Genomic DNA, 24,153 nt, shown 5'->3' with positions numbered 1-24,153 from the left:
GCCCGGAACAACACCGTCTGAAAGGCCTCGCCCATGCGGGTCAAGGATTTCGATCATGTCGTGCTCAATGTGAGCGACGTCGAGCGCGCGCTCGCTTTCTACTGCGGAACGCTGGGCCTGGCCCCGGTCCGCGTGGACGAGTGGCGGGCCGGTCAGGTCCCGTTCCCGTCGGCGCGAGTGAGCCCGTCCACGATCATCGACCTGAACAGCGGCCCGCGCGGCGAGTCGAACGTGGACCACATCTGCCTCGTCGTCGATCCGCTGGACTGGCAGGAGGTCATCGACTCGGGCGTGTTCACCGTGCTGGACGGCCCGGTCAAGCGCTTCGGCGCACGCGGCACCGCCCTGTCGGTCTACGTCCAGGACCCGGACGGCAATACCGTCGAGCTGCGCTGGTACCCGGAGAACCCCGGGAGCGACCTGCCGTGAGGGCACGCCACAGCCGGTCGCTCCCCGGGAGCCCGCCCGTTACGCGTCGCTGAACGTCTCGCCCTTCGCCGCCTTCTCCACCAGCAGCGCCGGCGGTTCGAACCGCTCGCCGTACCGCTCCGTCAGTTCGCGGGCGCGCGCCACGAAGCCGGGCAGGCCGCCCTCGTAGCCGTTGATGTACTGGAGCACACCGCCCGTCCAGGCCGGGAAGCCGATGCCCATGATGGAGCCGATGTTGGCGTCGGCGACCGAGGTGAGGACGTTCTCCTCCAGGCAGCGGACGGTGTCCAGCGACTCGGAGAAGAGCATGCGCTCCACCATGTCGGTGAACGGGACGTCCGCGTCCGCCGTGGTGAAGTGCTCGCGCAGGCCCGGCCACAGGCGCGTCCTGGCGCCGTCCTTGCCGTACTCGTAGAAGCCCGCTCCCCCGCTGCGTCCCGGGCGGCCGAACTCGTCCACCATCCGGTCGATGACCGTGTCGGAGGGGTGTCCCGCCCACGCCTCGCCGGCGTCCTCGGCGGCGCGCCTGGCCTCGTCGCGGATCTTGCGCGGCAGGGTCAGCGTCAGTTCGTCCATCAGGGAGAGGACCTTGGCGGGGTAGCCGGCCTGCGCCGCGGCCTGTTCGACGGAGGCGGGCTCGATGCCCTCGCCGACCATGGCGACGCCCTCGGTGATGAACCGGCCGATGACACGCGAGGTGAAGAAGCCACGTGAGTCGTTGACGACGATCGGGGTCTTCCTGATCCGCCGGACCAGGTCGAAGGCGCGCGCCAGGGCCTCGTCGCCCGTCCGTTCCCCCTTGATGATCTCGACGAGCGGCATCCTGTCGACGGGCGAGAAGAAGTGCAGCCCGATGAAGTCGGCGGGCCGTGCGACGCCTTCGGCGAGGGCCGTGATGGGCAGGGTCGAGGTGTTGGAGCAGAGCAGCGCGTCGGGCTCCACGATGTCCTGGATCTCCTGGAACACCGTGTGCTTGAGCGCGGTGTTCTCAAAGACCGCCTCGATCACGGCGTCGCAGCCGGCGAGGTCCGCCGGGACGTCCGTCGGGGTGATACGGGCGAGCACCTCGTCGCGCTCGGCACCGGTCGAACGGCCGCGCGAGACCGCCTTGTCGAGCACCTTCCGCGCGTACTCCTTGCCCTTGTCGGCGGCCTCGCGCGAGACGTCCTTGAGTACGACGTCGAGTCCGGCGCGTGCGCAGGAGTACGCGATTCCCGCGCCCATCATTCCGGCGCCGAGCACCGCGACCTTCCTGACCTCGCGCTTCGCGATGCCGGCCGGCCTGCTGAGGCCGGAGTTGACGGCCTGGAGGTCGAAGAACAGCGCCTGGATCATGTTCTTCGCGGTCTGTCCTGTGACCAGTTCGGTGAAGTAGCGCGCCTCGACGGCCATCGCGGTCTCGAAGTCGACCTGGGAGCCCTCCACGGCCGCGGCGAGGATGTTGCGCGGGGCGGGGTAGGGCGCGCCGGCGATCTGCTTGCGCAGGGTCGCGGGGAAGGCGGGCAGGTTCGCCGCGAAGCGCGGGGTGGAGGGCGTACCGCCCGGGATCCGGTAGCCCTTGACGTCCCAGGGCTGCCACGACTCGGGGTGGTCGTCGATGTAGGCGCGGGCCAGGGCGAGCATCTCGTCCGTGGTGGCGGCGACCGCGTGGATCAGACCGGCGTCGAGTGCCCGCTTCGGTGTGTACTGGGTGCCTTGCAGCAGCACCTTGAGCAGGGCGTCGGCGATGCCCATCAGCCGTACCGTACGGGTGACGCCGCCACCGCCGGGGAGCAGTCCCAGCGTGACCTCGGGCAGGCCGATCTTCGATCCGGGCGCTTCGAGGGCGACGCGGTGGTGGCAGGCGAGGGCGATCTCGTAACCGCCGCCGAGGGCAGCGCCGTTGATGGCGGCGACCACGGGCTTGCCGAGGGTCTCGATACGGCGCAGGGCGCGCTTCATCGCCATGGTGCGGTCGAAGACCCGCTCGGCGTCGCCCGGCCCCATCCGCATCATCTCTTTGAGGTCGCCGCCCGCGAAGAAGGTCTTCTTGGCCGAGGTGACGATGATGCCCCGGATGGTGTCGACCTCGGCCTCCACGCGATCGGCGGTCGCGGCGAGGGAGGCGTGGAACGCCTCGTTCATGGTGTTGGCCGACTGGTCCGGGTCGTCGAGTACGAGGGTGACGACGCCGGTCCCGTCCTGCTCCCAGCGGATGGTGGTGGACTCGCTCATGCTGCTGCTCCGTACTGAGGGGGGATTGACCGGCGATTCCCGGGAGTTGGAAGTGACGAGTTCAGAGACGCTCGATGACGGTGGCGACGCCCATGCCGCCGCCGATGCACAGCGTGGCGAGGCCGTAGTGCTTGTCCTGGCGCTCCAGTTCGTCGACGAGGGTGCCGAGCAGCATCGCGCCGGTGGCCCCGAGCGGGTGGCCGAGCGCGATCGCACCGCCGTTGACGTTGACCTTGTCCAGGGAGAGGTCCATGTCGGCGGCGAAGCGCAGGACGACGGCGGCGAACGCCTCGTTCATCTCCACCAGGTCGATGTCGCCGATGGAGAGCCCGGCCTTGGCGAGGGCCTTACGGGTGGCCGGGGCCGGGCCGGTCAGCATGATGGTCGGCTCCGATCCGGAGACGGCGGCCGAGACGATCCGGGCGCGGGGCGTCAGCCCGTACCGCTCGCCGATCTCCTTCGAGCCGATGGCGACGAGGGCGGCGCCGTCCACGATGCCGGAGGAGTTGCCCGCGTGGTGGACGTGGTCGATCTTCTCGACCCAGTGGTACTTCTGGAGCGCCACGGCGTCGAAGCCGCCCGCCTCGCCGATCCCGGCGAACGACGGCTTCAGCGCGGCGAGCGTGTCGGCGGTGGTGCCGGGGCGCATGTGCTCGTCGTGGTCGAGGACGGTGAGTCCGTTGCGGTCGAGGACCGGCACCACCGAGCGCTTGAAGCGGCCCTCTTTCCAGGCGGTCGCCGCGCGTTCCTGGGAGAGGGCGGCGAACTCGTCAACATCGCGCCTACTGAACCCCCCGATCGTGGCGATCAGATCGGCACCGATGCCCTGTGGGGCGAAACCGGTCGCGAAGCTGGTCATCGGGTCCATGGCCCAGGCGCCGCCGTCGGATCCCATCGCCACCCGCGACATCGACTCGACCCCGCCGGCGAGCACCAGGTCCTCCCAGCCGGAACGGACCTTGGCGGCCGCCAGGTTGACGGCTTCGAGACCCGAGCCGCAGAAGCGGTTCTCCTGTACTCCGGCGACGGTGTCGGGCAGTCCGGCGGCGACGGCGGCGATCCTCGCGATGTCGGAGCCCTGGTCGCCGATCGGGCTGACCACGCCGAGCACGATGTCGTCGATGGCCGCCGGGTCGAGTCCGGGGAAGCGGGCGCGCATCTCATGGATCAGGCCGACGACGAGGTCGATCGGCTTGGTGCCGTGGAGGGCGCCGTTGGGCTTGCCGCGCCCGCGCGGGGTGCGGATCGCGTCGTAGACATACGCTTCGGTGGTCACGACAGGTGCCTTTCGACGTGGTCGGTCGGATGGATCGGTCGGATGGATCGGTCGGGTGGGTCGGCTGCTCAGCCGGTGGCGATGCTCGGTACGTCCCAGTCGCGGGCGATCTCCGCCGTGTCGGCGCCCGGCAGCGGCGGCGCGCTCCGTACGGAGGTGGGCGTGGCGGAGAAGCGCGGCGCGGGCGCGGGCTGGGTCACTCCGGCGTGTTCGGTGAAGGTGCCGCGCGCCGCGAGATGGGGGTGGGCGGGGGCCTCGCGCAGCGAGAGTACGGGGGCGACGCAGGCGTCCGACCCGTCGAACACCTCGGTCCACTCCTGCCGGGTCTTCTCCTTGAAGCGCGCGGCGACGGCGGTCCGCAGCTCCTCCCAGCGCGCGAAGTCCTTCCGGGCCGGGACCTCGTCCTTGATGCCGAGCAGCTCGATGAACTCGTTGTAGAACCGTTGCTCCAGCGCCCCGACGGCCATGTATTCGCCGTCGGCGGTCGCGTACGAGCCGTAGAAGGGGCTGGCGCCGTCCAGCAGGTTGGCGCCGCGCCTGTCCTGCCAGCCGCCCGCCGCCATCATCGCGTGGATCATGGTGGTGAGATGGGCGGCGCCGTCGACGATCGCCGCGTCGACGACCTGTCCCGCGCCGCCGGGGGTGCGCGCGTGCTGGAGTGCGGCGAGCACGCCGACCACCAGATAGAGGGAGCCGCCCGCGTAGTCGCCGACCAGATTCGCCGGGATCGCCGGCGGCTCGCCGGCCTGGCCGATCATCGAGAGCGGTCCCGCGAGGGCGATGTAGGCGATGTCGTGGCCTGCCGTCGCCGCGAGCGGTCCGTCCTGGCCCCAGCCGGTCATCCGGCCGTAGACCAGTTTCGGGTTGCGGCCGAGGCACTCCTCGGGGCCGATGCCGAGCCGTTTGGTGACGCCGGGGCGGTACCCCTCGATGAGCACATCGGCGCGCTCGACCAGATCGAGTACGCGCGCGGGCCCGTCCGGCGCCTTGATGTCGATCAGTACGGACCGCTTGTTGCGGTTGGTGAGGTCGTACTCCGGGGTGATGCCCAGCCCGGCGCCGCCCGGCCGGTCGATCCGTACGACGTCGGCGCCGAGGTCGGCCAGCAGCATGGCGGCGAACGGGCCTGGTCCGATCCCCGCCAGCTCGACCACCCGGACACCGCTCAGCGGGCCGTTCCCTGTCCCTGCCATGGAGCTCCTCGAACTGTGACGCACGTGCTGTGAACAGCACGATGTGATGATGCCAGCAACGCGCCCCGCCGCCCACAAGATCGTGGCAAGCAAGCGCTCAGCTCTCTGTCGTTACGAGGTTACGTTCCCGGCCGAACCGACCCTCACGCTAGCCTCAGCCACCGACACGACGTGGTATCAGCCCGGGGCCAGTTGCCCCGGGATCAATGACGGAGGGTCAATGATCAGGAAAAACGGGGAGCGGCGTCCGTACGACCTCGTGCTCTACGGCGCGACGGGGTTCGTCGGGAGGCTCACCGCCGAGTATCTCGCCGCGCACGCGCCCGACGACTGCCGCTGGGCGCTCGCCGGCCGCGACCTCGGGCGGCTTGAGAAGCTCCGGGAAAGCCTCTGCGAGATCTCCCCCGCCTGCGCCACGCTCCCGCTGCTGCACGCCGAAGCGACGGACACCGCCGCGCTGCGGACGCTGGCCGAGTCCGCCCATGTGGTCGCTTCCACGGTCGGCCCCTACCTCTGGTACGGCGAGGAGCTGGTCGCCGCCTGCGCCGAGGCGGGCACGGATTACGCGGACCTGTGCGGCGAGTCGGAGTTCGTGGACCGGATGTACGTCCGGTACGACGCCCGGGCGCGCGAGACGGGGGCGCGGCTGCTGCACTCCTGCGCCTTCGACTGCGTACCGCAGGACCTCGGTGCCTACTTCACCGTGGCGCAGTTGCCCGAGGACGTACCGCTGCGCGTGGACGCCTTCGTCCGCACCAACGCCTACTTCTCCGGCGGGACGTTCGCCTCCACGGCGAATGCCATGAGCCGGGGTCCGCAGATGACGCGGGCGGCGAAGGAACGGCGGCTGCACGAGCCCCGGTTGGTCGACCGCCGGGCCCAAGCGGCCTTCGGCGCACCCCACTTCAGCAAGGAGACCGGGCTCTGGGCGCTGCCGCTGCCGACGCTCGACCCGCAGATCGTGGCGCGCTCGGCGGCGGCCCTCGGCCGGTACGGCCCGGACTTCCGCTACCGGGCCTTCGCCGGTATCCGCTCGACGCCGTTGGCGATCGGGGCGCCGCTGGCGGCGGGGGCCTTGCTCGCCGTGGCCCAACTGCCGCCTGCCCGGCGCTGGTTGCTCGGTCGGTACGGGTCGGGCGAGGGCCCGGACGCCGAGCGCAGGCGGGCGAGCTGGTTCGCGGTGCGCTTCGTCGGCTCGGGCGGCGGACGCCGGGTGTTCACCGAGGTCTCGGGCGGCGACCCGGGCTACGACGAGACGTCGAAGATGCTGTCGCACACGGTGCTCTCGCTGGTGTACGACGATCTGCCCGAGACCTCGGGGCAGGTCACGACGGCGGTGGCGATGGGCGAAGCGCTGCTGGCGCGGCTTCAGCGGGCGGGGTTGCGCTTCCGCGTCGTGGACGCGCGCTGAGCGGCCGCCGGGCGCGCTCAACGCCCGTACGACAGGCTCCCGTTCAGGCGATCGCCGCGCGCAGCGCCCGCCTGCACAGCGCGTCGGCCCTGCGGGTGGATTCGGGGAGGCGGTAGTCGCGGGCGAGCAGCAGGGTGTGGGCACAGGCGTTGGCGAGATCGACCCGGTGGCCGACCGACACGAACACGGGCTTGACGCCCGGCTGGGTACGCAGCGCCCGGCCGACCTCCTCGCCGTCGCCCGCCACCAGCGGCGAGGAGTCACCGCGCAGGGGGCCCGGCTCGTCGTACGAGAAGGTGAACGGGTTCTTGGCCACACCGATCACCTGAAGCCCGGTGAGGACGCCGAGGTGGCTGGCGAGCCCGAAGCGGCGCGGGTGCGCCCTGCCGTAGCCGTCGCAGACGATCAGGCCCGGGTCCCCGGTGAGCGAGTCGAGCGCCGTCAGCACGGTCGGGATCTCGCGGAAGGCCAGCAGGCCGGGGACGTAGGGGAAGGCGATCCGGCCGACGGCGGTGGCCTCGCCGACCACGGCGAGGGTCGCCGCGTCGAGCGTGACGGCGGCAGCGGCGACGACGTCGCGCTCGTCGTCGTACGCCACGTCGACCCCGGTCACCAGCCCCGTACCGGGCGGCGGGCCGGGCTCGTCCAGCACCACTCGCGCACGCAACTCGTCCTGGATCGCGCGCGCTTCGGCCTCGTCGGCGGGGATCTTCATCATGGTCATGGTGGGTGCCAGCCTAAGGGCTGTCCCGTAATCCCCGGTGGATCAGCGCGCGGCGTCAGATGCGGTGCATCGCAAGGCGGAGGGTCGTCCTCATACTGGGCGTATTCGGGCGATCCGACAACGCGGCGAGGTGCCGTAGCTGTCTTCGTGCGCCCGCCGGGGATTGCGGGACAGCCCTCAGGGCCCGTCCGTACGACCGCGCGACAGCCGGGGATCATGGATAGCGTGGGGTTCATGTTCATACTCGAGCTGACCTACACCGCCCCCGTCGAGCACGTCGACCAACTGCTCGACGCCCATGTGACCTGGCTGGACGCGGGGTACGAGTCCGGCGTCTTCATCGCGTCGGGCCGTAAGAACCCGCGCGACGGCGGGGTGATCCTGGCGGTCGGCGAGGACCGGGCACACATCGAACGGCTCACGGCGACCGACCCCTTCGTCACCGGCGGCGTCTGCGCGTACCGGATCACCGAGTTCACGGCGACGAAGACCGCGCCCGCGCTGGCCCCGTACCGCCAGCGGGTACGGGGCTGAGCGCGGGCGACGCGCTTCCCGGCGCGGGCGCCGGCGACGGTCCCTGTCGCTAGAACCCCAGCCGCGCCACGCGGCCCTGCTCGCCCGCCGCCCAGCACCCGAGGTCCGGGGTGCAGTCGACGGTGTCGTACGAACCGGTGTCCACCGTGCGCCAGTCGCGCCCGCCGTCCGTGGTCAGGTCGGTCCCGGTGGGGCCGACGGCGAGCGCCGTCGTACGGCTGTGCGCCAGCCAGGCCACCCCGGAGCGGTAGGCGGCGGGCGGGTTCTTCGCCTGCGTCCAGGTGCGGCCCGCGTCGCCGCTGACCGCGGCGGCCTTCGGGGACGGCTGTCCGGCCCCGAAGTCACCGCCGACCGCGATCCCGTGCGTCCGGTCGCGGAAGGCGAGCGCGAAGACTCCGCGCGCCGGGTCTCCCGCCGGGATCGTCGACTCGGAGGCCGTCCAGTGCACTCCCCGGTCCGAGGAGTGCAGCACGCGCGCGGTCGCGCCGCCGCCGGTCGCCAGCCAGACATCCCTGGGCCCTGAGCTGACCAGGCACTGGCCGCTGGCGGCGAAGCCCGCCTCGCCCGGCAGCGCGGCGGGCATCCCGGCGTCGGGCAGCACTTTCCAGGACGCGCCGCCGTCGCCGGTCGACAGGATGCGGTACTTGCCGTCCACGGGGTCGCTCATGGCGAGCCCGTTGCGGCTGTCGAAGAAGGTGACGCAGTCGTAGAACGCGCTGGGATCGGTGTTGCGGAAGGACTCGGTCCAGCTCGCCCCGCCGTTCTCCGTCCGGAAGATCCTCGACGCCTCGCCCTCGCCGATGGCCAGAGCCACGGCGCGCCGCCCGTCGAACGCCTCGATGTCGCGGAACTCAAGACCGGAAGCCGCGGGCGGCGAGACGTCGCGCCAGGTACGGCCGCCGTCGGCGGTGCGCAGCACCGTACCCCCGGTGCCGGCGACCCACGCGGCCTTCCGGCTCACCGCGGCGAGACCGCGGAACCTGGCGTCGGTGCCGGTGTCGGTGAGGTGCCAGCGCGGGCTGTACGCGCCGGACTTCGTGTCGGGCACGGGCTTCGCCTCCGGCGTGGACTTGGCGTGGGCCTCAGCGTTCGCCGGTACGGCCGTGCTCATCGCCAGGGCGAGCGCCGCCCCGCACGCCCCCACGGCCAGTCCCGCACGCACCACTGATCTCAGTTTTCCCATGGGCCTCATGGCGCTGGAAGCTAACCCACCGGCCGTGCCCCGTCCAGACGTTCGGGGCCCGCCGTTCGGTTCCCGCTTCGACGGTGACACACCTCACGCACCCCCGGGGTGCACGGAAAGGGCCTTTCCTTCGTCTTAACAAGTAGCGGAGGACCACTGGCGAAACTGGTCCGTCGAAGTCGAAGGGGTACAGGCCATGTCACCTGTCATCGAGCAGGCCGTTCAGGCCCGCCTGGTCGCGTCCGTCCCCCGGATGGAGAGCGTCCCGGCGACGCTGCGCTACGACCGGACGGACCCGTTTACCGTACATATGGCGTTCCCTCCCCTGGCGACGCTGGAGGGCACCGAGGTGACCTGGGAGTTCTCCCGGGAGTTGCTGGCGCTGGGGGTGGACGAGCCCGCCGGTGTGGGCGATGTGCGCGTACGGCCCTTCGGCTACGGCAGGACCGTCGTCGAGTTCCACGCCCCCGAGGGGACGGCGATGGTGCACCTGCGCACGTCGGAGCTGCGCCGCTTCCTGGAGCGGGTGCAGGGGCTGGTCCCGGCGGGGCGCGAGCATCTCTATCTGAATCTGGACCACGATCTCGACGAACTGCTGCGCGACGCCTGCTGAAGCGCCTCCCCGGCGCGCACTTACACCGGCCCGCAGCTCGCGTTCGCGACGATCCCGGCGAGCGCGCCGGGCATCGACAGGAACGGCGAGTGCGACGCGTCGAGTTGGGCGACGTGCGTGCGGTTGCCGGGAAAGGCCGCGTCGGCCTCGGCGATGAAGCGCCGCTGGAGCGCGGGGCGGCAGACATTGTCCCGTCCGGTACATACGTACGTACGGGGCACCGATCCCCAGCCCTGCGCGGTGAGAGCGGTGGCGCCGCCCGCGATACGCGCGGGGGCGTCGCAGCTCAGCAGCGCGATCGACGCGTCGGCCGTGACCGGGTCGAGGTCGTTGTAGAACGTGTGGCGCAGCAGTCCCCGGTAGTCGGGGTCCGGGGACGCGGGATCGAGCCGCAGGGCGCCGACCTCGGCGGGGTCGGCCAGGAGCAGGCCGCCCACCAGGGCTCCGTCGTTCTCCGGTGCGTCGAGGTAGCCGGCGGCTGGGGTGGCAGTCGCGGGCATGAAGGCGCAGACGTACACCAGGTGGGAGATCAGCCCGGGCGCCTGCTCGGCGGCGCGGCCCGCGACCGTACCGCTCATGCTGTGCGCCACCAGGACACAGGGCCGCCCCGCGCCCACCTTCTTGATCTGGGACACCAGCAGTTCGGCGGCGTCCTCCAGCGAGACATGGCCCACCGGCGAGTGCTCGGTGGCGAACTCCTCCGTGCTGAAGGGACGTTCCCGGACCGTGGACGGACGTCTGGCGTGCAGCCCGTGCCCCGCCAGGTCGACGGCCACCGACGACCTGCCGCGCGCGGCCAGTTCGGCGGCGACCGGGGCCCAGCACCAGGTGCCGTGCCAGAAGCCGGGGAGCAACACGATCGGGGGTGGGGCAAGTGAGGGCATGACCACTCCAGCTTCAACCTAAAGATACGCTTTTCATCCCTTTCGGGGATGGTATTGGATCTTCGATCGGCCCGCCGGGAGCGGAAGCGGCGGTTCCTTGTTCCCTCCACGGGCTTGGCCAGAGGCTTACGGCGGCTTTAACCTACGGTTTCGTAACCTACGAATCCGTAGGTACAACTCTCCCGTCCCCAGGAGTACCCGTGACGCTCACCTCTCCCCACCGGAGCAGTTCGGAGGCGTGGACAGACGCCCGACTGCTGTACGCGCTGGAAGAGGTGGTGGAGAAGGAACTGAACCGCCATCTCGGCGTCGCCAAGGACTGGATGCCGCACGAGTACGTGCCGTGGTCCGACGGCCGCAATTTCCCGGGCATCTTCGACAACGGCGAGGCCTGGGACCCCCAGCAGTCCAAGGTCACCGAGATCGGCAAGACCGCGCTCGTGGTCAACCTCCTCACCGAGGACAACCTCCCCAGTTACCACCACGAGATCGCCGCACTCTTCGGCCGCGACGGCGCCTGGGGCACCTGGGTGCACCGCTGGACCGCCGAGGAAGGCCGGCACGGCATCGTGCTGCGCGACTATCTGCTCGCCGCCCGCGCCGTCGACCCGGACAAGCTGGAGCGGTTCCGGATGTCCCACATGTCGGAGGGGTACGAGTCCGACAACAGCCAGTCGATGCTGCACACGGTCACGTACGTCACCTTCCAGGAGCTGGCGACCCGGGTCTCGCACCGCAACACCGGGCATCAGTCCGGCGATCCGGTCTGCGACCGGCTGCTGGCGCGGATCTCCACCGACGAGAACCTGCACATGGTCTTCTACCGGAATCTGCTGGGGGCCGCTTTCCAGCTCGCCCCCGACCTGACCATGAAGTGCGTACGCGATGTCGTCGTGGACTTCCGGATGCCCGGCCACGGCATCCCCGGCTTCGAGCGTGCCGCCGCGCAAATGGCCATAGGCGAGATCTACAACATGCGCATCCACCACGACGACGTGCTCCAGCCGGTGCTGCGCTACCTCAAGGTCCTGGAGATCGACGGGCTCGGTCCGGAGGGGCTGCGGGCACAGGAAGAGCTGGGCATGTACATGAACGGCCTGGACAGCGAGGCGCGTACGTTCGACGAGAAGCTGGCCGCCCGCAAGGCGCGGATGGCCGCCCGTCTCGCCGGCTGACGCCGTCTTTCAGCAGTCACCATCGGGGCGCGCCGGTGCGCCGTACGCTGTGCCGGGTGAAGCCCGTCACCCGTCTCCTTCTCATCGGCGCGCCTCTGGTCGTCGTCGCCGCCGTGGTCTTCGGTGGCGGCGGCGACTCCGGCGCTCTCGCCGACCACCCGCCCTCGTATCCCGGGCACGGCGGCGCGAGCGACCCGCTCGCCTCCGGGGGTGCGGACGACAGGGCGGAACTGGAACAGCGCGTCAGGAAGATGCCGCCGGGGCTCGCCGCACCGGGCAAGAAGGAGATCGCCGCGCGGCTCGTGGCCAGCGCGGAGAGTTCCACTCTGGACTGGCGGAGCCAGTACGGCGCGATCGAGGACATCGGCGACGGCAACGGCTACACGGCCGGTGTCATCGGCTTCTGCTCCGGCACCGACGACATGCTGCAGCTCGTCGAGTCGTACACCGGCAAGCACCCCGGCAATCCGCTCGCCGGCTATCTGCCCGCGCTGCGTGAGGTGAACGGAACCGATTCGCACCAGGGGCTGGACCCCGGGTTCCGGGACGCCTGGGCGCGTGCGGCCGAGGACCCCGCGTTCCGCGCCGAGCAGGACAGCACCCGCGACCGGCTCTACTTCGATCCGGCCGTGAAGCTGGCCAAGGCCGACGGGCTGGGCACACTCGGACAGTTCGTCTACTACGACGCGATGGTGCTGCACGGCCCCGGGCTCGACCCGGACGGCTTCTACGGCATCCGCGACGCCGCTACGAAGAAGGCGAGGACGGCTGCGGAGGGCGGTGACGAGGAGGCGTATCTGAACGCGTTCCTGGACGCGGGCCGGGCCGTGATGAAGACGAAGCTCAACAACGCGCAGCGCGATTCCTCCCGCGTCGACACCGCTCAGCGGGTCTTCCTGCGGGACGGCAACCTGGCCCTCGATCTGCCGCTGACCTGGCAGATGTACGGGGAGACCTTCCGGATCACCGCGCTCTGAGCGGCGCGGGACGTACGCACGAGACGTCGGTACGCACGAGACGTCGGTGCGCGCGGGGCGTACGCGGGCGTCAGTTCCCGTTGCGCCGCAGACGCTGCCGCTCCTTCTCCGAAAGCCCGCCCCACACGCCGAAGCGCTCGTCGTGCTCAAGGGCGTAGGCGAGGCACGCCTCCCGCCCCTCGCAGGCGCCGCACAGCCGTTTGGCCTCGCGGGTGGAGGAGCCGGGGGCCGGGAAGAAGAACTCGGGCCCGGTCTGGGCGCACAGCGCGCTCTCCTGCCAGGAGAGCGCGTCCTCGGTGCGGTGGGACGTCTCGGCGATGCGGGTGCTGATGTTGATCGGCATGCCTGACAGCGTGCCCCGCCGCGATAAACATTCGATTGATGAGACTGCAACGGCCTTGCCACAGCTTGGCACGCGCCCCTGCGCTCAGCCGAGATCCTCGCCCTGCATGACCGCGAACGGCGCCCCGTAGGGATCGGCGAGCTTGGCGAACCTGCCGACACCTTCGACGTGCACCGGCTCCGCCCGTACGCTCCCGCCCAGACTCCGCGCCCTTGCCACAGCAGCGTCGCAGTCCTCGACGGCGAAGTACAGGAGCCAGTACGGCGCGCTGCCGGTTTCTGTCGGATCGGAGCCGATCGGTACGAGCCCGGCGAACATCCCGTCCGGGCCCTGTCCGGTGGGGTTGACCAAGCGGTACGTGCTCTCGCCGTCCGGCATCGGCATGGTGTTCGTCTCCCAGCCGAAGACGGAGCCGTAGAAGCCGGTCGCCGCGACCTCGTCCGGGGTGTACAGCTCGGCCCAGCAGAGGCTGCCCGGGTCGCCGACGACATCGAGGCCTTTGTTGGTGCCGGGCTGCCAGACGGCGAACCTGGCGCCCTCCGGATCGGCGAAGACCGCCGTCCGGCCCATGTCCATGACGTCCACCGGTGCCAACTCAACTTTTCCGCCGCCGAGTTGGACAACCTTGGCGGTGGCGTCGGCGTCCCCGGTCTGGAAGTACACCGACCAGGCGGCCGAGGACTGGTCGGGCGGTACGGTCATGGCGCCGGCGACGGTCCCGCCGTCCTTCTGCATCATGCCGTAGCCGCCGGCGTCGGGCCCGGCTGTCTGGAACTGCCAGCCGAAGAGGCCTTGGTAGAAGGCGGTGGCCCCCTCCATGTCGGGTGTGCCGACGTCGATCCAGTTCGGGGAGCCGGTGACATAACGGGTGGTGAGCATGGTGTGCCCCTTCGTGGAAGCCCGTTTTCTCCTGCTCCTCACCAGTCTCCACCGGATAGGGCGTCGCCGCAGAAGACCCGCCAGGGCCCCGCCCCCATGCTCCCCTGCCCATGCCCCTCGGCCGGGCGGCCTCAGTGCTTCATGCCGGCCATGCCATCCATGCCGTCCATTCCCGCCGTGCCGTCGTCCGTCGCGCCCATGGCGCCCATGGGCTTGGCGGTCTCCTTGGCCGTCTTCTCCGCCTTCTTCGCCGCCGCCGGGTCGGGGTGATGCGGCTCGTACCCGGGGATGGTGCCGTCCGGCTTCGCCACCAGCAGCAGCCCCGCCATGCCCATGTCGGAGTGGCTCTGCACATGGCAGTGGTACATCCACGCACCGGCGCCGACATGTTCGCCCGCGATGACCTGGAAACCGAACGAGTCCGCCGGCCCCACGATCTTGGTGTCGATGACCCTGCTGGGGTCGTCGGGGCCGGTGAGCAGGCCCGTCCTGTTGTCCGCCCAGCGGTGACCGTGCACATGGAACGTGTGGTAGTACTCACCGTGCGTGATCATGATGATCTCGACGCGGTCGCCGACCGTGGCTTCGAAATTCGGTGTCTCGGCGGCCGGCTTGTTGTTGATCTGGAGATCGTTGAAGACGATGGTGAACTGCTTGTCGGGCAGGATGTCGCCCTTCCTGCGGACCACCAGGGGACCGTAGAGGCCCTTGCGGATGCCTCCGGTGCCGTGATCCGTGCCGACGACATGGTCGTGGTAGTGCCAGTAGCCCGCACTGCCCGGCTGCCAGGTGCCGTCGGCCCGCTTGCCGGGGAGGTGGGTGCGCCAGGTATACGTGCGCTTGCCGCCAGGCTCCACGATGCTCTTGTTCATCCTGGTGCCGTCGCTGGCGACGTCGTAGTCCACGCCGTGCGCGTGGAGGCTGACCTCGCCGGCGGTCGTGTTCTCGAAGTCGATGTGGAGGGTGTCGCCCTCGGTCAGCTCGATCAGCGGCCCGGGGGTGCTGGCCTTGCCCTTCTCCAGGCCGTAGCCCATCGAGCCGTCGGCGAGCGTCTCGGCGAACAGGGTGATGTGGCGTACCTGCCCGCCCGCCGGCGCGGTCTTCGGCGGGGCCTCCGCCGAGGTCGCCGCAGGGGCCGAGGCGACCGCCATTGAGGTGACCCCGGTCGCGACGGCGCCACCGGCCAGCAAGCGCCGGTTGAAGCTCCTTCTGTCCATGGCCATACCAACTCCCCAAGTCCCGTGCGGAGATTACGGGGCACCTTGCAAGGTGCATGACACCCCGGACGGCCACACGGTAGACCAGAGATCTTCGTTTATCCACACTCAGGACAAAGTTGGCGCCATTCGAGTCATACCTATTGGCGAGTCACGGAAAGGGGTCTAGCTTCCAGGCTGTTGCTGTGACCAAAGAGGGGTGGGTGAACACATGCAGCGCGCACCACATCACCGGTCGAGATCCAGGCGTGGGATGACCGTGGCCCTGGTGACGGGAGCCATGGCCGCGTCACTGCTGGGCGGGACCGCCGCCGTGGCCAAGCCGTATCCGGAGCCTTCGGCGACCGCACTGGCTCTTCCGTCGCCGCCCGGCGGCGAGAACGTCAAGGTGCTCGTCTTCACGGCCTCGGACACCGACGAGACGCCGGCCGTCAACGCCGGCATCGAGGCGATCGAGGCCATCGGCCAGTCGGGTCCGGCCGCGAAACGATTCAAGACCGAGGCCACGGCCGACGGCTCGGTCTTCACCAACGCCACCAAGCTCGGCAAGTACAACGCGGTCGTCTTCCTCACCGGCGGCGGCGATGTGCTCGACCCCGACCAGGAAGCCGGCCTGGAGTCGTACGTCAAGGCGGGCGGCGGCTTCCTCGGCATCCATGACGCCGCCCGCACCGAGCCGTACTCCGACTGGTTCACGGGCCTCATCGGGGCCCGCCCGGCCGACACGAGTCCGACGAACGTGCAGCGCGCGACCGTCGAGGTCGCCGACCGGATCAACCCGGCCACCAAGAATCTCCCGCTGGAGTGGAAGCGGCCCGACACCTGGTTCAACTGGGCCACCAACCCCAGTGGCTCGGTGCACACCGTGGCCAGCGTGCGGGAGAGCACCTACAAGCCGGGCGCCGGCGCCAACGGCGCCGACCACCCGATCTCCTGGTGCCGTGACTACGACGGCGGCCGGTCCTTCTACACCGGTATGGGCGGTACGGCCGACTCGTTCGGGGAAGCGGACTTCCGCGACCACCTGCGCGGCGCCCTCGAATGGACGACCCGGATCTCGCGTGCCGACTGCAAGGCGACGATCGACGCCAACTACACGGCGGAGCGCGTCACCCAGCCGAACCAGCCGGGCAAGCAGGACCAGATCGCCGAGCCGCACGGCCTGACGATCGCGCCCGACGGACGTGTCCTCTACATCGGGCGCGGCGGCGGCACGAACACCGACCCCGTGGTGACCGACTGGGCCGACCCGAACGTGGGCAAGGGCCAGGGCACCATCTACATCTACGACCCGAAGACGAAGAAGACGGCCCTCGCCGGGTCCCTGACCATCTTCGGCAACAGGGGCGGCGGTGACGAGCTGAACAAGACCGAGGAAGGTCTTCTCGGCATCACGCTCGACCCCGACTTCGAGTCCAACGGCTGGATCTACGTCTACTGGTCGCCGCACTCGGAGATCAACCGGGACACCCAGATGGGCAAGCGGCGCATCTCGCGCTTCACCCTCAACTCGACCACCAACAAGGTGGAGATGACCTCCGAGAAGGTCCTCCTCCAGTGGCCGATGCAGATCCACAGTTGCTGCCACGCGGGCGGCGGGATGGCCTTCGACTCGAAGGGCAACCTGTACGTCGCGGTCGGCGACAACAACTCGTCCGGCTTCAGCGACGGTTACTCGGGCAACAACCCGCAGCCCAACTACAAGGGTGTCTCGTTCGCCGACGCGCGCCGCACGGCAGGCAACACCAACAACCTCAACGGCAAGATCCTGCGCATCCACCCGGAGCAGGACGGCACGTACTCGCTGCCGGAGGGCAACCTCTTCACCGGCAAGGAGACGGCCGAGGGCGGCGGCAAGACCCGCGGCGAGATCTACGCGATGGGTGTCCGTAACCCGTCCCGTATCTCCATCGACCCCAAGACCGACGTGCTGTACGCCGGTTGGGTCGGCCCGGACGCCAACGACCCCAGCACCACGTGGGGTCCGGCGAAGTACGACACCTTCGCGGTCATCGACCACGCGAGCAACCGCGGCTGGCCGTACTGCATGGGCAACAAGCAGCCCTTCCGTGACCGCAACCTGCCGGACCCGACGAAGCCGCTCGGCTGGTACGACTGCGACCACCTGAAGAACGAGTCGCCCAACAACGACGGCCTGGTGAACATCCCGCCGGCCGAGGCCAACAACATCTGGTACTCGCCGCAGGGCGGCGCCCCCGACTACCCGCGGAACGCCGACGGCGTTCCGAGCTACGACGTCAAGCAGTCGACCTACCTGCTGCCGTGGCTCAAGGGTGGCGGCCAGGCGACCATGGACGGACCGGTCTACCGGTTCGACCCGACGGTCAAGAGCGACGTCAAGTGGCCCGAGTACTGGGACGGCAAGTGGTTCGTCGCCGACTTCTACGACGCGTCCAACCCGCGCCACGCCGTCCAGATGAACCCCGCCAACGCGGGCGCCGGCGGCCTGCCCATCCACGCCGACTCACTGCGGAAGATCATTCCGATCGGTGACGGCGGTATCCGCAACCTGATGGACTGGAAGTTCGCCCCGGACGGCTCGCTCTACGTCCTCGACTACGGGCGCGGCTTCTTCACCTCCGACGCCCAGTCAGCGCTGTGGCGCGTGACGTACAAGGGTGGCGCGCCGACCCCGGCCGCCAAGGACCTGGTCAGGAAGGCAGCGAAGTGAGACAGCGACCTCTACGCCTGTGGGCGTCCCTGGTGGGCGCGTTGCTGCTGGTGCTGGGGCTGACCTCGACGGCCGCCTACGGACGTACCGACGACAGCAAGGCGGCTGCCGCCCAGACACTCACCTGGACGGCGGGCGACCCCACCGACCACTTCCTCAGCTTCCCCACCACGGCGGTGGCCGGTGCCACGACCATCGTCTTCGAGAACAGCGCGGCCACCGGCAACACCACGGGGATGCCGCACACGTTGACGTTCGACGTGTCGGACCCCCAGTACAACAACGACGTACCGCTGAACATCCTGGCCAACCCGGGTGACGACACGGGCGGCAAGCACACCGCCGAGGTCACTCTGACGCCGGGCAAGTACCGCTTCTTCTGCTCCATGCCGGGCCACATCATGATGACCGGCGTACTGACCGTGACCGACGGCGGTGACGGCGGTACGGACACCACAGCCCCCGTCACCTCGGCCAAGGCCGAGGGACAGCAGAACGCGGACGGCGCGTACGTGGGCGCCGCGACGGTCACCGTCACGGCGACCGACGAAGAGGGCGGCTCCGGTGTGAAGAGCATCGAGTACGCCGTCGGGGCGGACGGCGCCTGGCAGCCGTACACCACCGGGGTGGTCGTCGACCAGGTCGGCGATCAGACGGTCCGCTACCGGGCCACCGACACCGCCGGCAATGTGGCGGCGGAGAAGTCACTCGACTTCACCGTCGTGGCGCCGCCGACCGACGACACGACGGCGCCGGAGACCTCGGCGACCGTCAGTGGTGAGAAGGACGAGGCGGGCAACTACCTCACGATGGCCACGGTCACCGTGACCGCCTCCGACACCGGCTCGGGCGTCAACACCATCGAGTACGCGATCGGCGCCGGCGGCGCGTGGCAGCCGTACACCGCTCCGGTGATGGTCCACGACGTCGGGGCGCAGACCGTCCGCTACCGCGCCACCGACAAGGCGGGGAACGCGGCGGCCGAGAAGTCCGTCGCCTTCACCGTCGTCGAGGCGCCCGCCGAGGACACGACCGCGCCCGTCAGCACGGCGGCCGTGACCGGCGACAAGAACAGCAACGGCGCGTACATCACCAGCGCCAAGGTGACGCTCGCGGCCACCGATGACGACTCGGGTGTGGACAAGGTCGAGTACTCGCTCGACGCCGGTCCCTACCTGGCGTACACCACGCCCGTCATCGTCGACCGGGTCGGCGCGCACACGCTCGCCCACCGTGCGACCGACAAGGCCGGCAACACCTCGGAGGCCAAGGAGGTCTCGTTCTCCGTCGCCTCGGGCGGCGGTGTTCCCCCGCCGCCCTGCGCGGAGTTCGACGAACGGCTGACGGTCATCGTCGGTACGGTCGACACGGGTGTGCCGAACCGGATCACGCCCAACCGCTGCACCATCAACGAGCTGATCGAGGACGAGAAGGAGTGGACCTCACAGGCCCTCTTCCTCAAGCACGTCGACGGGGTCACCGACAAGCTCCTCGCCGGCAACGTCATCGACCAGCGCGAGTTCAAGAAGATCAACAAGGCTGCCAAGCAGTCGAAGATCGGGCTTCCCGGCCAGACCAAGGGCTACAAGACGATCTTCGACGGCACCCAGGCGTCCTTCGACAAGTGGGAGCATGTCGGCGGCGGTGCGTTCGATCTCACCGACGACGGTGTGATGAAGAGCAGCAGCACCGTCGGCAACGGCCTGGGCATGCAGTGGTACCCGGAGCGCACGTACGAGAACTTCTCCCTGAAGCTCCAGTTCCGGGACGACGGCGCGGGCACGTACAACTCCAACGGCGGCGTGTTCGTCCGCTTCCCCAACCCGCACAACAACCCGGAGGAGTCCCGCCCCGAGTGGGTCGCCATCAACTACGGGCATGAGATCCAGATCTTCGACAGCCCGAGCGGCGACATGTACAAGACCGGCTCGGTCTACGGCTTCGACCGTGTGGGTCTGGCCGGCGCGCAGGTGACACCGAAGGGCACCTGGAACGACTACGAGATCCGCGTGGTCGACCAGCACTTCAAGATCCTGCGCAACGGTGTCCTGATCAACGAGTTCGACAACAACGGGGGTCAGGTCTTCGATCCCCCGCGTGCCGGTGACCCGGGCACGGACGGCCGCAGGTGGGCGTCCGGCTACGTCGGGCTCCAGGTCCACAGCACGTCGGACCTGGTCTCGTACCGGGATGTCCGCATCAAGGAGCTTTAACCGCAAGGCAGTTACGGGGCCCACCCCTCCGCACGGAGGGGTGGGCCCTCGCGTGTCCGGTCACTTCTTGTTCTTGGCGCGGCTCGGCGAGACCCTCTTCGGCTCCCCCGGCATCTTCGGATAGTCCGGCGGATACGGCAGGTCGCCGACGCCGTGATCGCTCTCGTGCCGGTCCGCCAGCTCCAGCAGGCCTTCCAGGCTGTACGGATGCAGCTCCATGTCCGCGTGTACGTCGCCGAGTTCGGCGAAGCGCACCGGCATGGTGACGATGTCGAAGTCGCGCGGGTCGACCGCGTCCAGCTCGTCCCAGCGCAGCGGCGCGGAGACCGGCGCGTGCGGCCGGGGGCGTACGGAGTAGGCGCAGGCCATCGTCCGGTCGCGGGCCGTCTGGTTGTAGTCGACGAAGATCTTCTCGCCGCGCTCCTCCTTCCACCACGCGGTGGTCACCTGGTCCGGCATCCGCCGCTCCAGTTCGCGCCCCACGGTGATGGCGGCGCGGCGCACCTCGGTGAAGGTCCAGCGCGGTTCGATCGGTACGAAGATGTGCAGGCCGCGCCCGCCGGACGTCTTGAGCCAGCCGCGCAGGCCCTGTTCGTCGAGGAACGCGTGCAGTGCGTGCGCGGCCCTGACCGCGTCGCCGAAGTCGGTGCCCGGCTGCGGGTCCAGGTCGATGCGGAGTTCGTCGGGGTGGTCGAGGCGTCCGCGCCGTACCGGCCAGGGGTGGAAGGTGAGCGTGCTGAGGTTCGCCGCCCAGATCACGGCTGCGGGCTCGGTCGGGCAGATCTCGTCGGCGCTGCGCCCGCTGGGGAAGGTGATGTGGGCCGTCGGGATCCAGTCGGGCAGGTTCTTCGGCGCCCGCTTCTGGTAGAACGACTCGCCGCCGACCCCTTCGGGGTAGCGCTCCAGCATGGTCGGCCGGTCGCGCAGGACCCGGGTGATCCCCTCCCCCACGGCCAGGTAGTAGCGGGCCACGTCCAGCTTGGTGTAGCCGGGCTCGGGAAAGTAGACCTTGTCGGGGCTGGACAGCCGTACGGTTCTGCCGCCCGCCTCCAGCTCCACCGCTGCACCACCCATGTCCGTCACCGTAGGCCGCACGGCCGGGCGGCGCATATCGGGCACCGCCGGGCATTCCCGAGCACAATCGGGGACATGGATCTGCCGGTGATGCCACCCGTGAAACCCATGCTCTCCAAATCCGTCGCCAGGATCCCGCCGGGGATGCAGTACGAGGGCAAGTGGGACGGCTTCCGGGCGATCGTGCACCGCGACGGCGACGAGGTGGTGATCGGCAGCAGGAACGGCAAGCCGCTCACCCGCTACTTCCCCGAGCTGGTGACCGCCCTGCTCAGACACCTGCCGGAGCGCTGTGTGGTGGACGGCGAGATCGTGATCGTCCATGAGAACCGGCTCGACTTCGACCGGCTGACCGAGCGCATCCACCCCGCCGACTCGCGGGTGAGGCTGCTCGCCGAGAAGACCCCGGCGAGCTTTGTCGTCTTCGACCTGCTCGCCAAGGGCGACGCCTCGCTGCTCGACACCCCGCAGGCCGCGCGCAGAGAGGCGCTGGAGGCGGTCATGATCGGCTCCGGACCCCCGGTGTACCTCGCGCCCGCCACCACCGACATCGAGGTGGCGCGTGAGTGGTTCGAGCAGTACGAGGGCGCCGGGCTGGACGGGATCGTCGCCAAGCCGCTGGATCTGCCGTACCGCTCCGACGCCCGGCTGATGTTCAAGATCAAGCACGAGCGGACGGCTGATGTGGTCGTCGCCGGCTACCGCCCGCACAAGAGCGGCCCCGTGGTGGGCTCGCTGCTGCTCGGGCTGCACGACGCGCACGGGGCGCTCCAGCATGTCGGGGTGTGCGCCGCGTTCCCGATGAAGCGCAGGGCCGAACTGGCCGAGGAGCTGGCGCCGCTGCGGATGGACTCGGCCGAGGGCCATCCGTGGGCCGCCTGGGCGGAGGAGTCGGCGCACGAGGGGGCCAGGCTGCCGGGCGCGCCGAGCCGCTGGAGCGGGAAGAAGGACCTGTCGTGGGTGGCGCTGCGTCCTGAGCGGGTGTGCGAGGTGGCGTACGACCATATGGAGGGCGACCGGTTCCGGCACACCGCGCAGTTCCGCAGGTGGCGCCCCGACCGGACGCCGGCGAGCTGCACGTACGAGCAGTTGGAGGAGCCCGTGCGGTACGACCTGAGGCAGGTGCTCGCGCCGCCGGACCACTGACGGGGCGCCCGGTGGGTGCGCGGATCGCGGCTGCGGACGGCGGCCGCGGACGGCGGCCGCGGATCGCCGCGTCAGATCGCGGCGATGATCACGCACTTGCCGAGCGGAACGGCGAGTTCTAGCCTTACTGGCAAGTAACGACCTGCTCCGCGGAAGCCCCTCCGCTGTCGCGGTCAGGTCGTCAGTTGGCTCAACGGCAGGGATCCGGCGTGGCGAAGGACATCCGCGAGCAGCTCGCCGGCCTCGACTTCTCGGCGGTCTCGCCGGGCGAGTTCGCGAGGATGGTCAAGGGGCTGTCGGGCCGGGAGCTGACCGACGCCCTGCGGGGTGATCTGCGCAAGCGGGTGCTGCGGGAGATCTTCGGCCGGATGCGGGAGCAGTTCCGCCCGGAGAACGCGGGGGCGCTCAGCGCGGTCATTCGCTGGCGGATCACCGGCGAGCAGGACGAGGTCTTCGAGACGGTCATCGACCACGGCCGCTGCACGGTCCGCGCGTACGCCGGGGACGAGCGGCCGCGTACGACCTTCGTGCTCGGCGACGTCGAGTTCCTGCGGCTGGCCTCCGGCAACGCGAGCCCGGTGGTGATGTATCTGAGGCGCAAGGTCCGGATCACCGGGGATCTGACGGTCGCCGCCGGGCTGACCCGGTACTTCGACATCCCCAGGCCCTGAGGCCGGCCACCCGGTCCGTGCACGGGAGCGCGGGAGCTGTTCACCGGATGTTCGACGCGTGTTCGACAGGTGGTGCCCCGGGGACGGCGATCCCGGCGATCTTACGTACCTGTGACAGCCCGGCGCGGACCGGGACGCCCGCGCCTTACAGCGCATAACGTCCCCGGCATGCGTGTACTTGTCACCGGAGGGTCGGGCTTCATCGGCTCGCACATCGTCACCGCTCTCACCTCGGGCGGCCATGAAGTTCTTGTCCTCGACGCCCTGCTGCCGTCGGCCCATCCGGTGCCGCCCCGGCCGCCGGAGGGCGCGGGGTGGACGCACGGCGACGTACGGGACCGGGAGGGGGTGGCCGGCGCGCTGCGGGGTGTGGACGCGGTCTGCCACCAGGCGGCCATGGTCGGCCTCGGCAAGGACTTCGCCGACGCTCCCGAGTACGTGAGCTGCAACGACCTGGGCACAGCCGTCCTGCTGGCGGCCATGGCCGAGGCGGGGGTGCGGGATCTGGTGCTGGCGGGCTCGATGGTCGTCTACGGCGAGGGCCGCTACGACTGCCCCCTCCACGGCCGGGTCGCCCCCGGGCCGCGCGCCACCGCCGACCTGGCGGCCGGGCGCTTCGAGCCCGGCTGCCCGCGCTGCGGCGCCGAGTTGGCGCCCGGGCTGATCGGCGAGGACGCGCCGACCGACCCGCGCAATGTGTACGCGACGACCAAGCTGGCCCAGGAGCACCTGGCGGCCTCCTGGGCGCGGGCGACCGGCGGGCGCGCCGTGTCGCTGCGCTACCACAACGTGTACGGGCCCGGTATGCCGCGCGACACCCCGTACGCGGGGGTCGCGTCGTTCTTCCGTTCCTCGCTGGCCAGGGGCGAGGCCCCGCAGGTCTTCGAGGACGGCGGGCAGCGCCGGGACTTCGTACACGTACGGGATGTGGCAGCGGCCAACGCGCTGGCCCTGGCTGCGGTGTCCGGCCGGGAGCCCGGCGCGCTGAGCGTCTTCAACACCGGCAGCGGGGACCCGCACACGGTCGGCGAGATGGCCACCGCGCTCGCCGCCGCGCACGGCGGACCCGACCCCGTGATCACGGGTGAGTACCGGCTCGGCGACGTCCGCCACATCACTGCGTCGTCCCGGCGGATCGGGGAGCAGCTCGGCTGGCGCCCCGAGGTCGGGTTCGCCGAGGGGATGTCGGAGTTCGCCCGATCGGGCCAGCGGGCAGGCGCGGCGTCCTGAGCGCCGTCCGGGCTCCCGTGCCCTGGCCGGGCCGCCCCGCACCCCGCCGAAGCGGCGTTCTCCTGTGTTCAGCGA

General features: G+C 70.2%; 21 protein-coding genes. 11 read left to right on the top strand and 10 right to left on the bottom strand.

Annotated elements, in window-relative coordinates:
• Positions 1–33: 33 nt before the first annotated feature.
• Entirely contained in the window at positions 34–429 is a 396-nt protein-coding gene (locus QR77_RS35975) for a VOC family protein (protein WP_040026190.1), read from the top strand.
• Between the two features lie 39 nt (positions 430–468).
• Here the strand turns inward: QR77_RS35975 and QR77_RS35970 are convergent, their stop codons facing one another.
• The 3 genes from QR77_RS35970 to QR77_RS35960 form a co-directional block, all read right to left on the bottom strand.
• Positions 469–2,643, bottom strand: coding sequence for a 3-hydroxyacyl-CoA dehydrogenase NAD-binding domain-containing protein (locus tag QR77_RS35970; RefSeq protein WP_040026189.1), 2,175 nt, complete (start codon positions 2,641–2,643; stop codon positions 469–471).
• 61 nt (positions 2,644–2,704) lie between these two features.
• Positions 2,705–3,919: an acetyl-CoA C-acetyltransferase gene (locus QR77_RS35965; protein WP_040026188.1), complete on the bottom strand. Its 1,215-nt coding sequence runs from the start codon at positions 3,917–3,919 to the stop codon at positions 2,705–2,707.
• Between the two features lie 68 nt (positions 3,920–3,987).
• Positions 3,988–5,112, bottom strand: a complete 1,125-nt coding sequence (locus QR77_RS35960; RefSeq protein WP_052489307.1) for a CaiB/BaiF CoA-transferase family protein — start codon at positions 5,110–5,112, stop codon at positions 3,988–3,990.
• 220 nt (positions 5,113–5,332) lie between these two features.
• On the opposite strand from QR77_RS35960, the gene QR77_RS35955 reads away from it, so the two are divergent.
• On the top strand, positions 5,333–6,523 hold the full coding sequence (locus tag QR77_RS35955) for a saccharopine dehydrogenase NADP-binding domain-containing protein (RefSeq protein WP_040026187.1): 1,191 nt from the start codon (positions 5,333–5,335) through the stop codon (positions 6,521–6,523).
• Between the two features lie 43 nt (positions 6,524–6,566).
• Here the strand turns inward: QR77_RS35955 and QR77_RS35950 are convergent, their stop codons facing one another.
• Positions 6,567–7,247, bottom strand: a complete 681-nt coding sequence (locus QR77_RS35950; RefSeq protein ID WP_040026186.1) for an endonuclease V — start codon at positions 7,245–7,247, stop codon at positions 6,567–6,569.
• 234 nt (positions 7,248–7,481) lie between these two features.
• Here QR77_RS35950 and QR77_RS35945 point away from each other — a divergent pair, with 234 nt between their 5' ends.
• Entirely contained in the window at positions 7,482–7,781 is a 300-nt protein-coding gene (locus tag QR77_RS35945; RefSeq protein WP_040026185.1) for a YciI family protein, read from the top strand.
• A 49-nt stretch (positions 7,782–7,830) separates the two neighbouring features.
• Here QR77_RS35945 and QR77_RS35940 read toward each other — a convergent pair whose 3' ends face one another.
• Complete coding sequence (locus tag QR77_RS35940; RefSeq protein WP_173476397.1) at positions 7,831–8,964, bottom strand: oxidoreductase; 1,134 nt, start codon at positions 8,962–8,964, stop codon at positions 7,831–7,833.
• Between the two features lie 196 nt (positions 8,965–9,160).
• Here QR77_RS35940 and QR77_RS35935 point away from each other — a divergent pair, with 196 nt between their 5' ends.
• The gene (locus QR77_RS35935) at positions 9,161–9,577 is read left to right on the top strand and encodes an SsgA family sporulation/cell division regulator (protein WP_040026184.1); all 417 of its coding nucleotides are present in this window, start codon (positions 9,161–9,163) and stop codon (positions 9,575–9,577) included.
• A 20-nt stretch (positions 9,578–9,597) separates the two neighbouring features.
• Here QR77_RS35935 and QR77_RS35930 read toward each other — a convergent pair whose 3' ends face one another.
• The gene (locus QR77_RS35930; protein WP_040026183.1) at positions 9,598–10,461 is read right to left on the bottom strand and encodes an alpha/beta fold hydrolase; all 864 of its coding nucleotides are present in this window, start codon (positions 10,459–10,461) and stop codon (positions 9,598–9,600) included.
• A gap of 200 nt (positions 10,462–10,661) precedes the next feature.
• Here QR77_RS35930 and QR77_RS35925 point away from each other — a divergent pair, with 200 nt between their 5' ends.
• The gene (locus QR77_RS35925; protein ID WP_040026182.1) at positions 10,662–11,636 is read left to right on the top strand and encodes an acyl-ACP desaturase; all 975 of its coding nucleotides are present in this window, start codon (positions 10,662–10,664) and stop codon (positions 11,634–11,636) included.
• A 56-nt stretch (positions 11,637–11,692) separates the two neighbouring features.
• On the top strand, positions 11,693–12,613 hold the full coding sequence (locus QR77_RS35920) for a chitosanase (protein WP_040026181.1): 921 nt from the start codon (positions 11,693–11,695) through the stop codon (positions 12,611–12,613).
• A 70-nt stretch (positions 12,614–12,683) separates the two neighbouring features.
• On the opposite strand, the gene QR77_RS35915 is transcribed toward QR77_RS35920, so the two are convergent.
• From QR77_RS35915 to QR77_RS35905, 3 genes are all read right to left on the bottom strand, one after another.
• The gene (locus QR77_RS35915) at positions 12,684–12,956 is read right to left on the bottom strand and encodes a WhiB family transcriptional regulator (protein WP_040026180.1); all 273 of its coding nucleotides are present in this window, start codon (positions 12,954–12,956) and stop codon (positions 12,684–12,686) included.
• Between the two features lie 84 nt (positions 12,957–13,040).
• Positions 13,041–13,835, bottom strand: a complete 795-nt coding sequence (locus QR77_RS35910; protein ID WP_040026179.1) for a VOC family protein — start codon at positions 13,833–13,835, stop codon at positions 13,041–13,043.
• 131 nt (positions 13,836–13,966) lie between these two features.
• Positions 13,967–15,052: a multicopper oxidase domain-containing protein gene (locus QR77_RS35905; protein ID WP_052489801.1), complete on the bottom strand. Its 1,086-nt coding sequence runs from the start codon at positions 15,050–15,052 to the stop codon at positions 13,967–13,969.
• A 253-nt stretch (positions 15,053–15,305) separates the two neighbouring features.
• Between QR77_RS35905 and QR77_RS35900 the strand changes: the two genes are divergently transcribed.
• Positions 15,306–17,744: a ThuA domain-containing protein gene (locus QR77_RS35900; protein WP_052489306.1), complete on the top strand. Its 2,439-nt coding sequence runs from the start codon at positions 15,306–15,308 to the stop codon at positions 17,742–17,744.
• Entirely contained in the window at positions 17,741–19,957 is a 2,217-nt protein-coding gene (locus QR77_RS35895; protein ID WP_040026178.1) for a family 16 glycoside hydrolase, read from the top strand. The genes QR77_RS35900 and QR77_RS35895 overlap by 4 nt, the downstream gene beginning before the upstream one ends.
• A gap of 60 nt (positions 19,958–20,017) precedes the next feature.
• Here the strand turns inward: QR77_RS35895 and ligD are convergent, their stop codons facing one another.
• Complete coding sequence (gene ligD / locus QR77_RS35890; protein ID WP_040026177.1) at positions 20,018–21,031, bottom strand: non-homologous end-joining DNA ligase; 1,014 nt, start codon at positions 21,029–21,031, stop codon at positions 20,018–20,020.
• Positions 21,032–21,106: 75 nt separating this feature from the next.
• Here ligD and QR77_RS35885 point away from each other — a divergent pair, with 75 nt between their 5' ends.
• From QR77_RS35885 to QR77_RS35875, 3 genes are all read left to right on the top strand, one after another.
• Positions 21,107–22,177 carry an ATP-dependent DNA ligase gene (locus tag QR77_RS35885; RefSeq protein ID WP_040026176.1) on the top strand — a complete coding sequence of 357 codons (1,071 nt, stop codon included), beginning with the start codon at positions 21,107–21,109 and terminating at the stop codon, positions 22,175–22,177.
• A 281-nt stretch (positions 22,178–22,458) separates the two neighbouring features.
• Positions 22,459–22,848, top strand: a complete 390-nt coding sequence (locus QR77_RS35880; RefSeq protein WP_078877930.1) for an SCP2 sterol-binding domain-containing protein — start codon at positions 22,459–22,461, stop codon at positions 22,846–22,848.
• Positions 22,849–23,016: 168 nt separating this feature from the next.
• Positions 23,017–24,078 (top strand): NAD-dependent epimerase/dehydratase family protein, encoded by a 1,062-nt coding sequence (locus tag QR77_RS35875; RefSeq protein WP_040026174.1) that lies wholly within the window; start codon positions 23,017–23,019, stop codon positions 24,076–24,078.
• The last annotated feature ends 75 nt before the right edge of the window (positions 24,079–24,153 follow it).

Source organism: Streptomyces sp. 150FB (assembly GCF_000818195.1).
Classification (GTDB): Bacteria; Actinomycetota; Actinomycetes; order Streptomycetales; family Streptomycetaceae; genus Streptomyces.
Note: the sequence above shows the minus strand (reverse complement) of the source record. Positions and strands in the feature narration are given on the sequence as shown.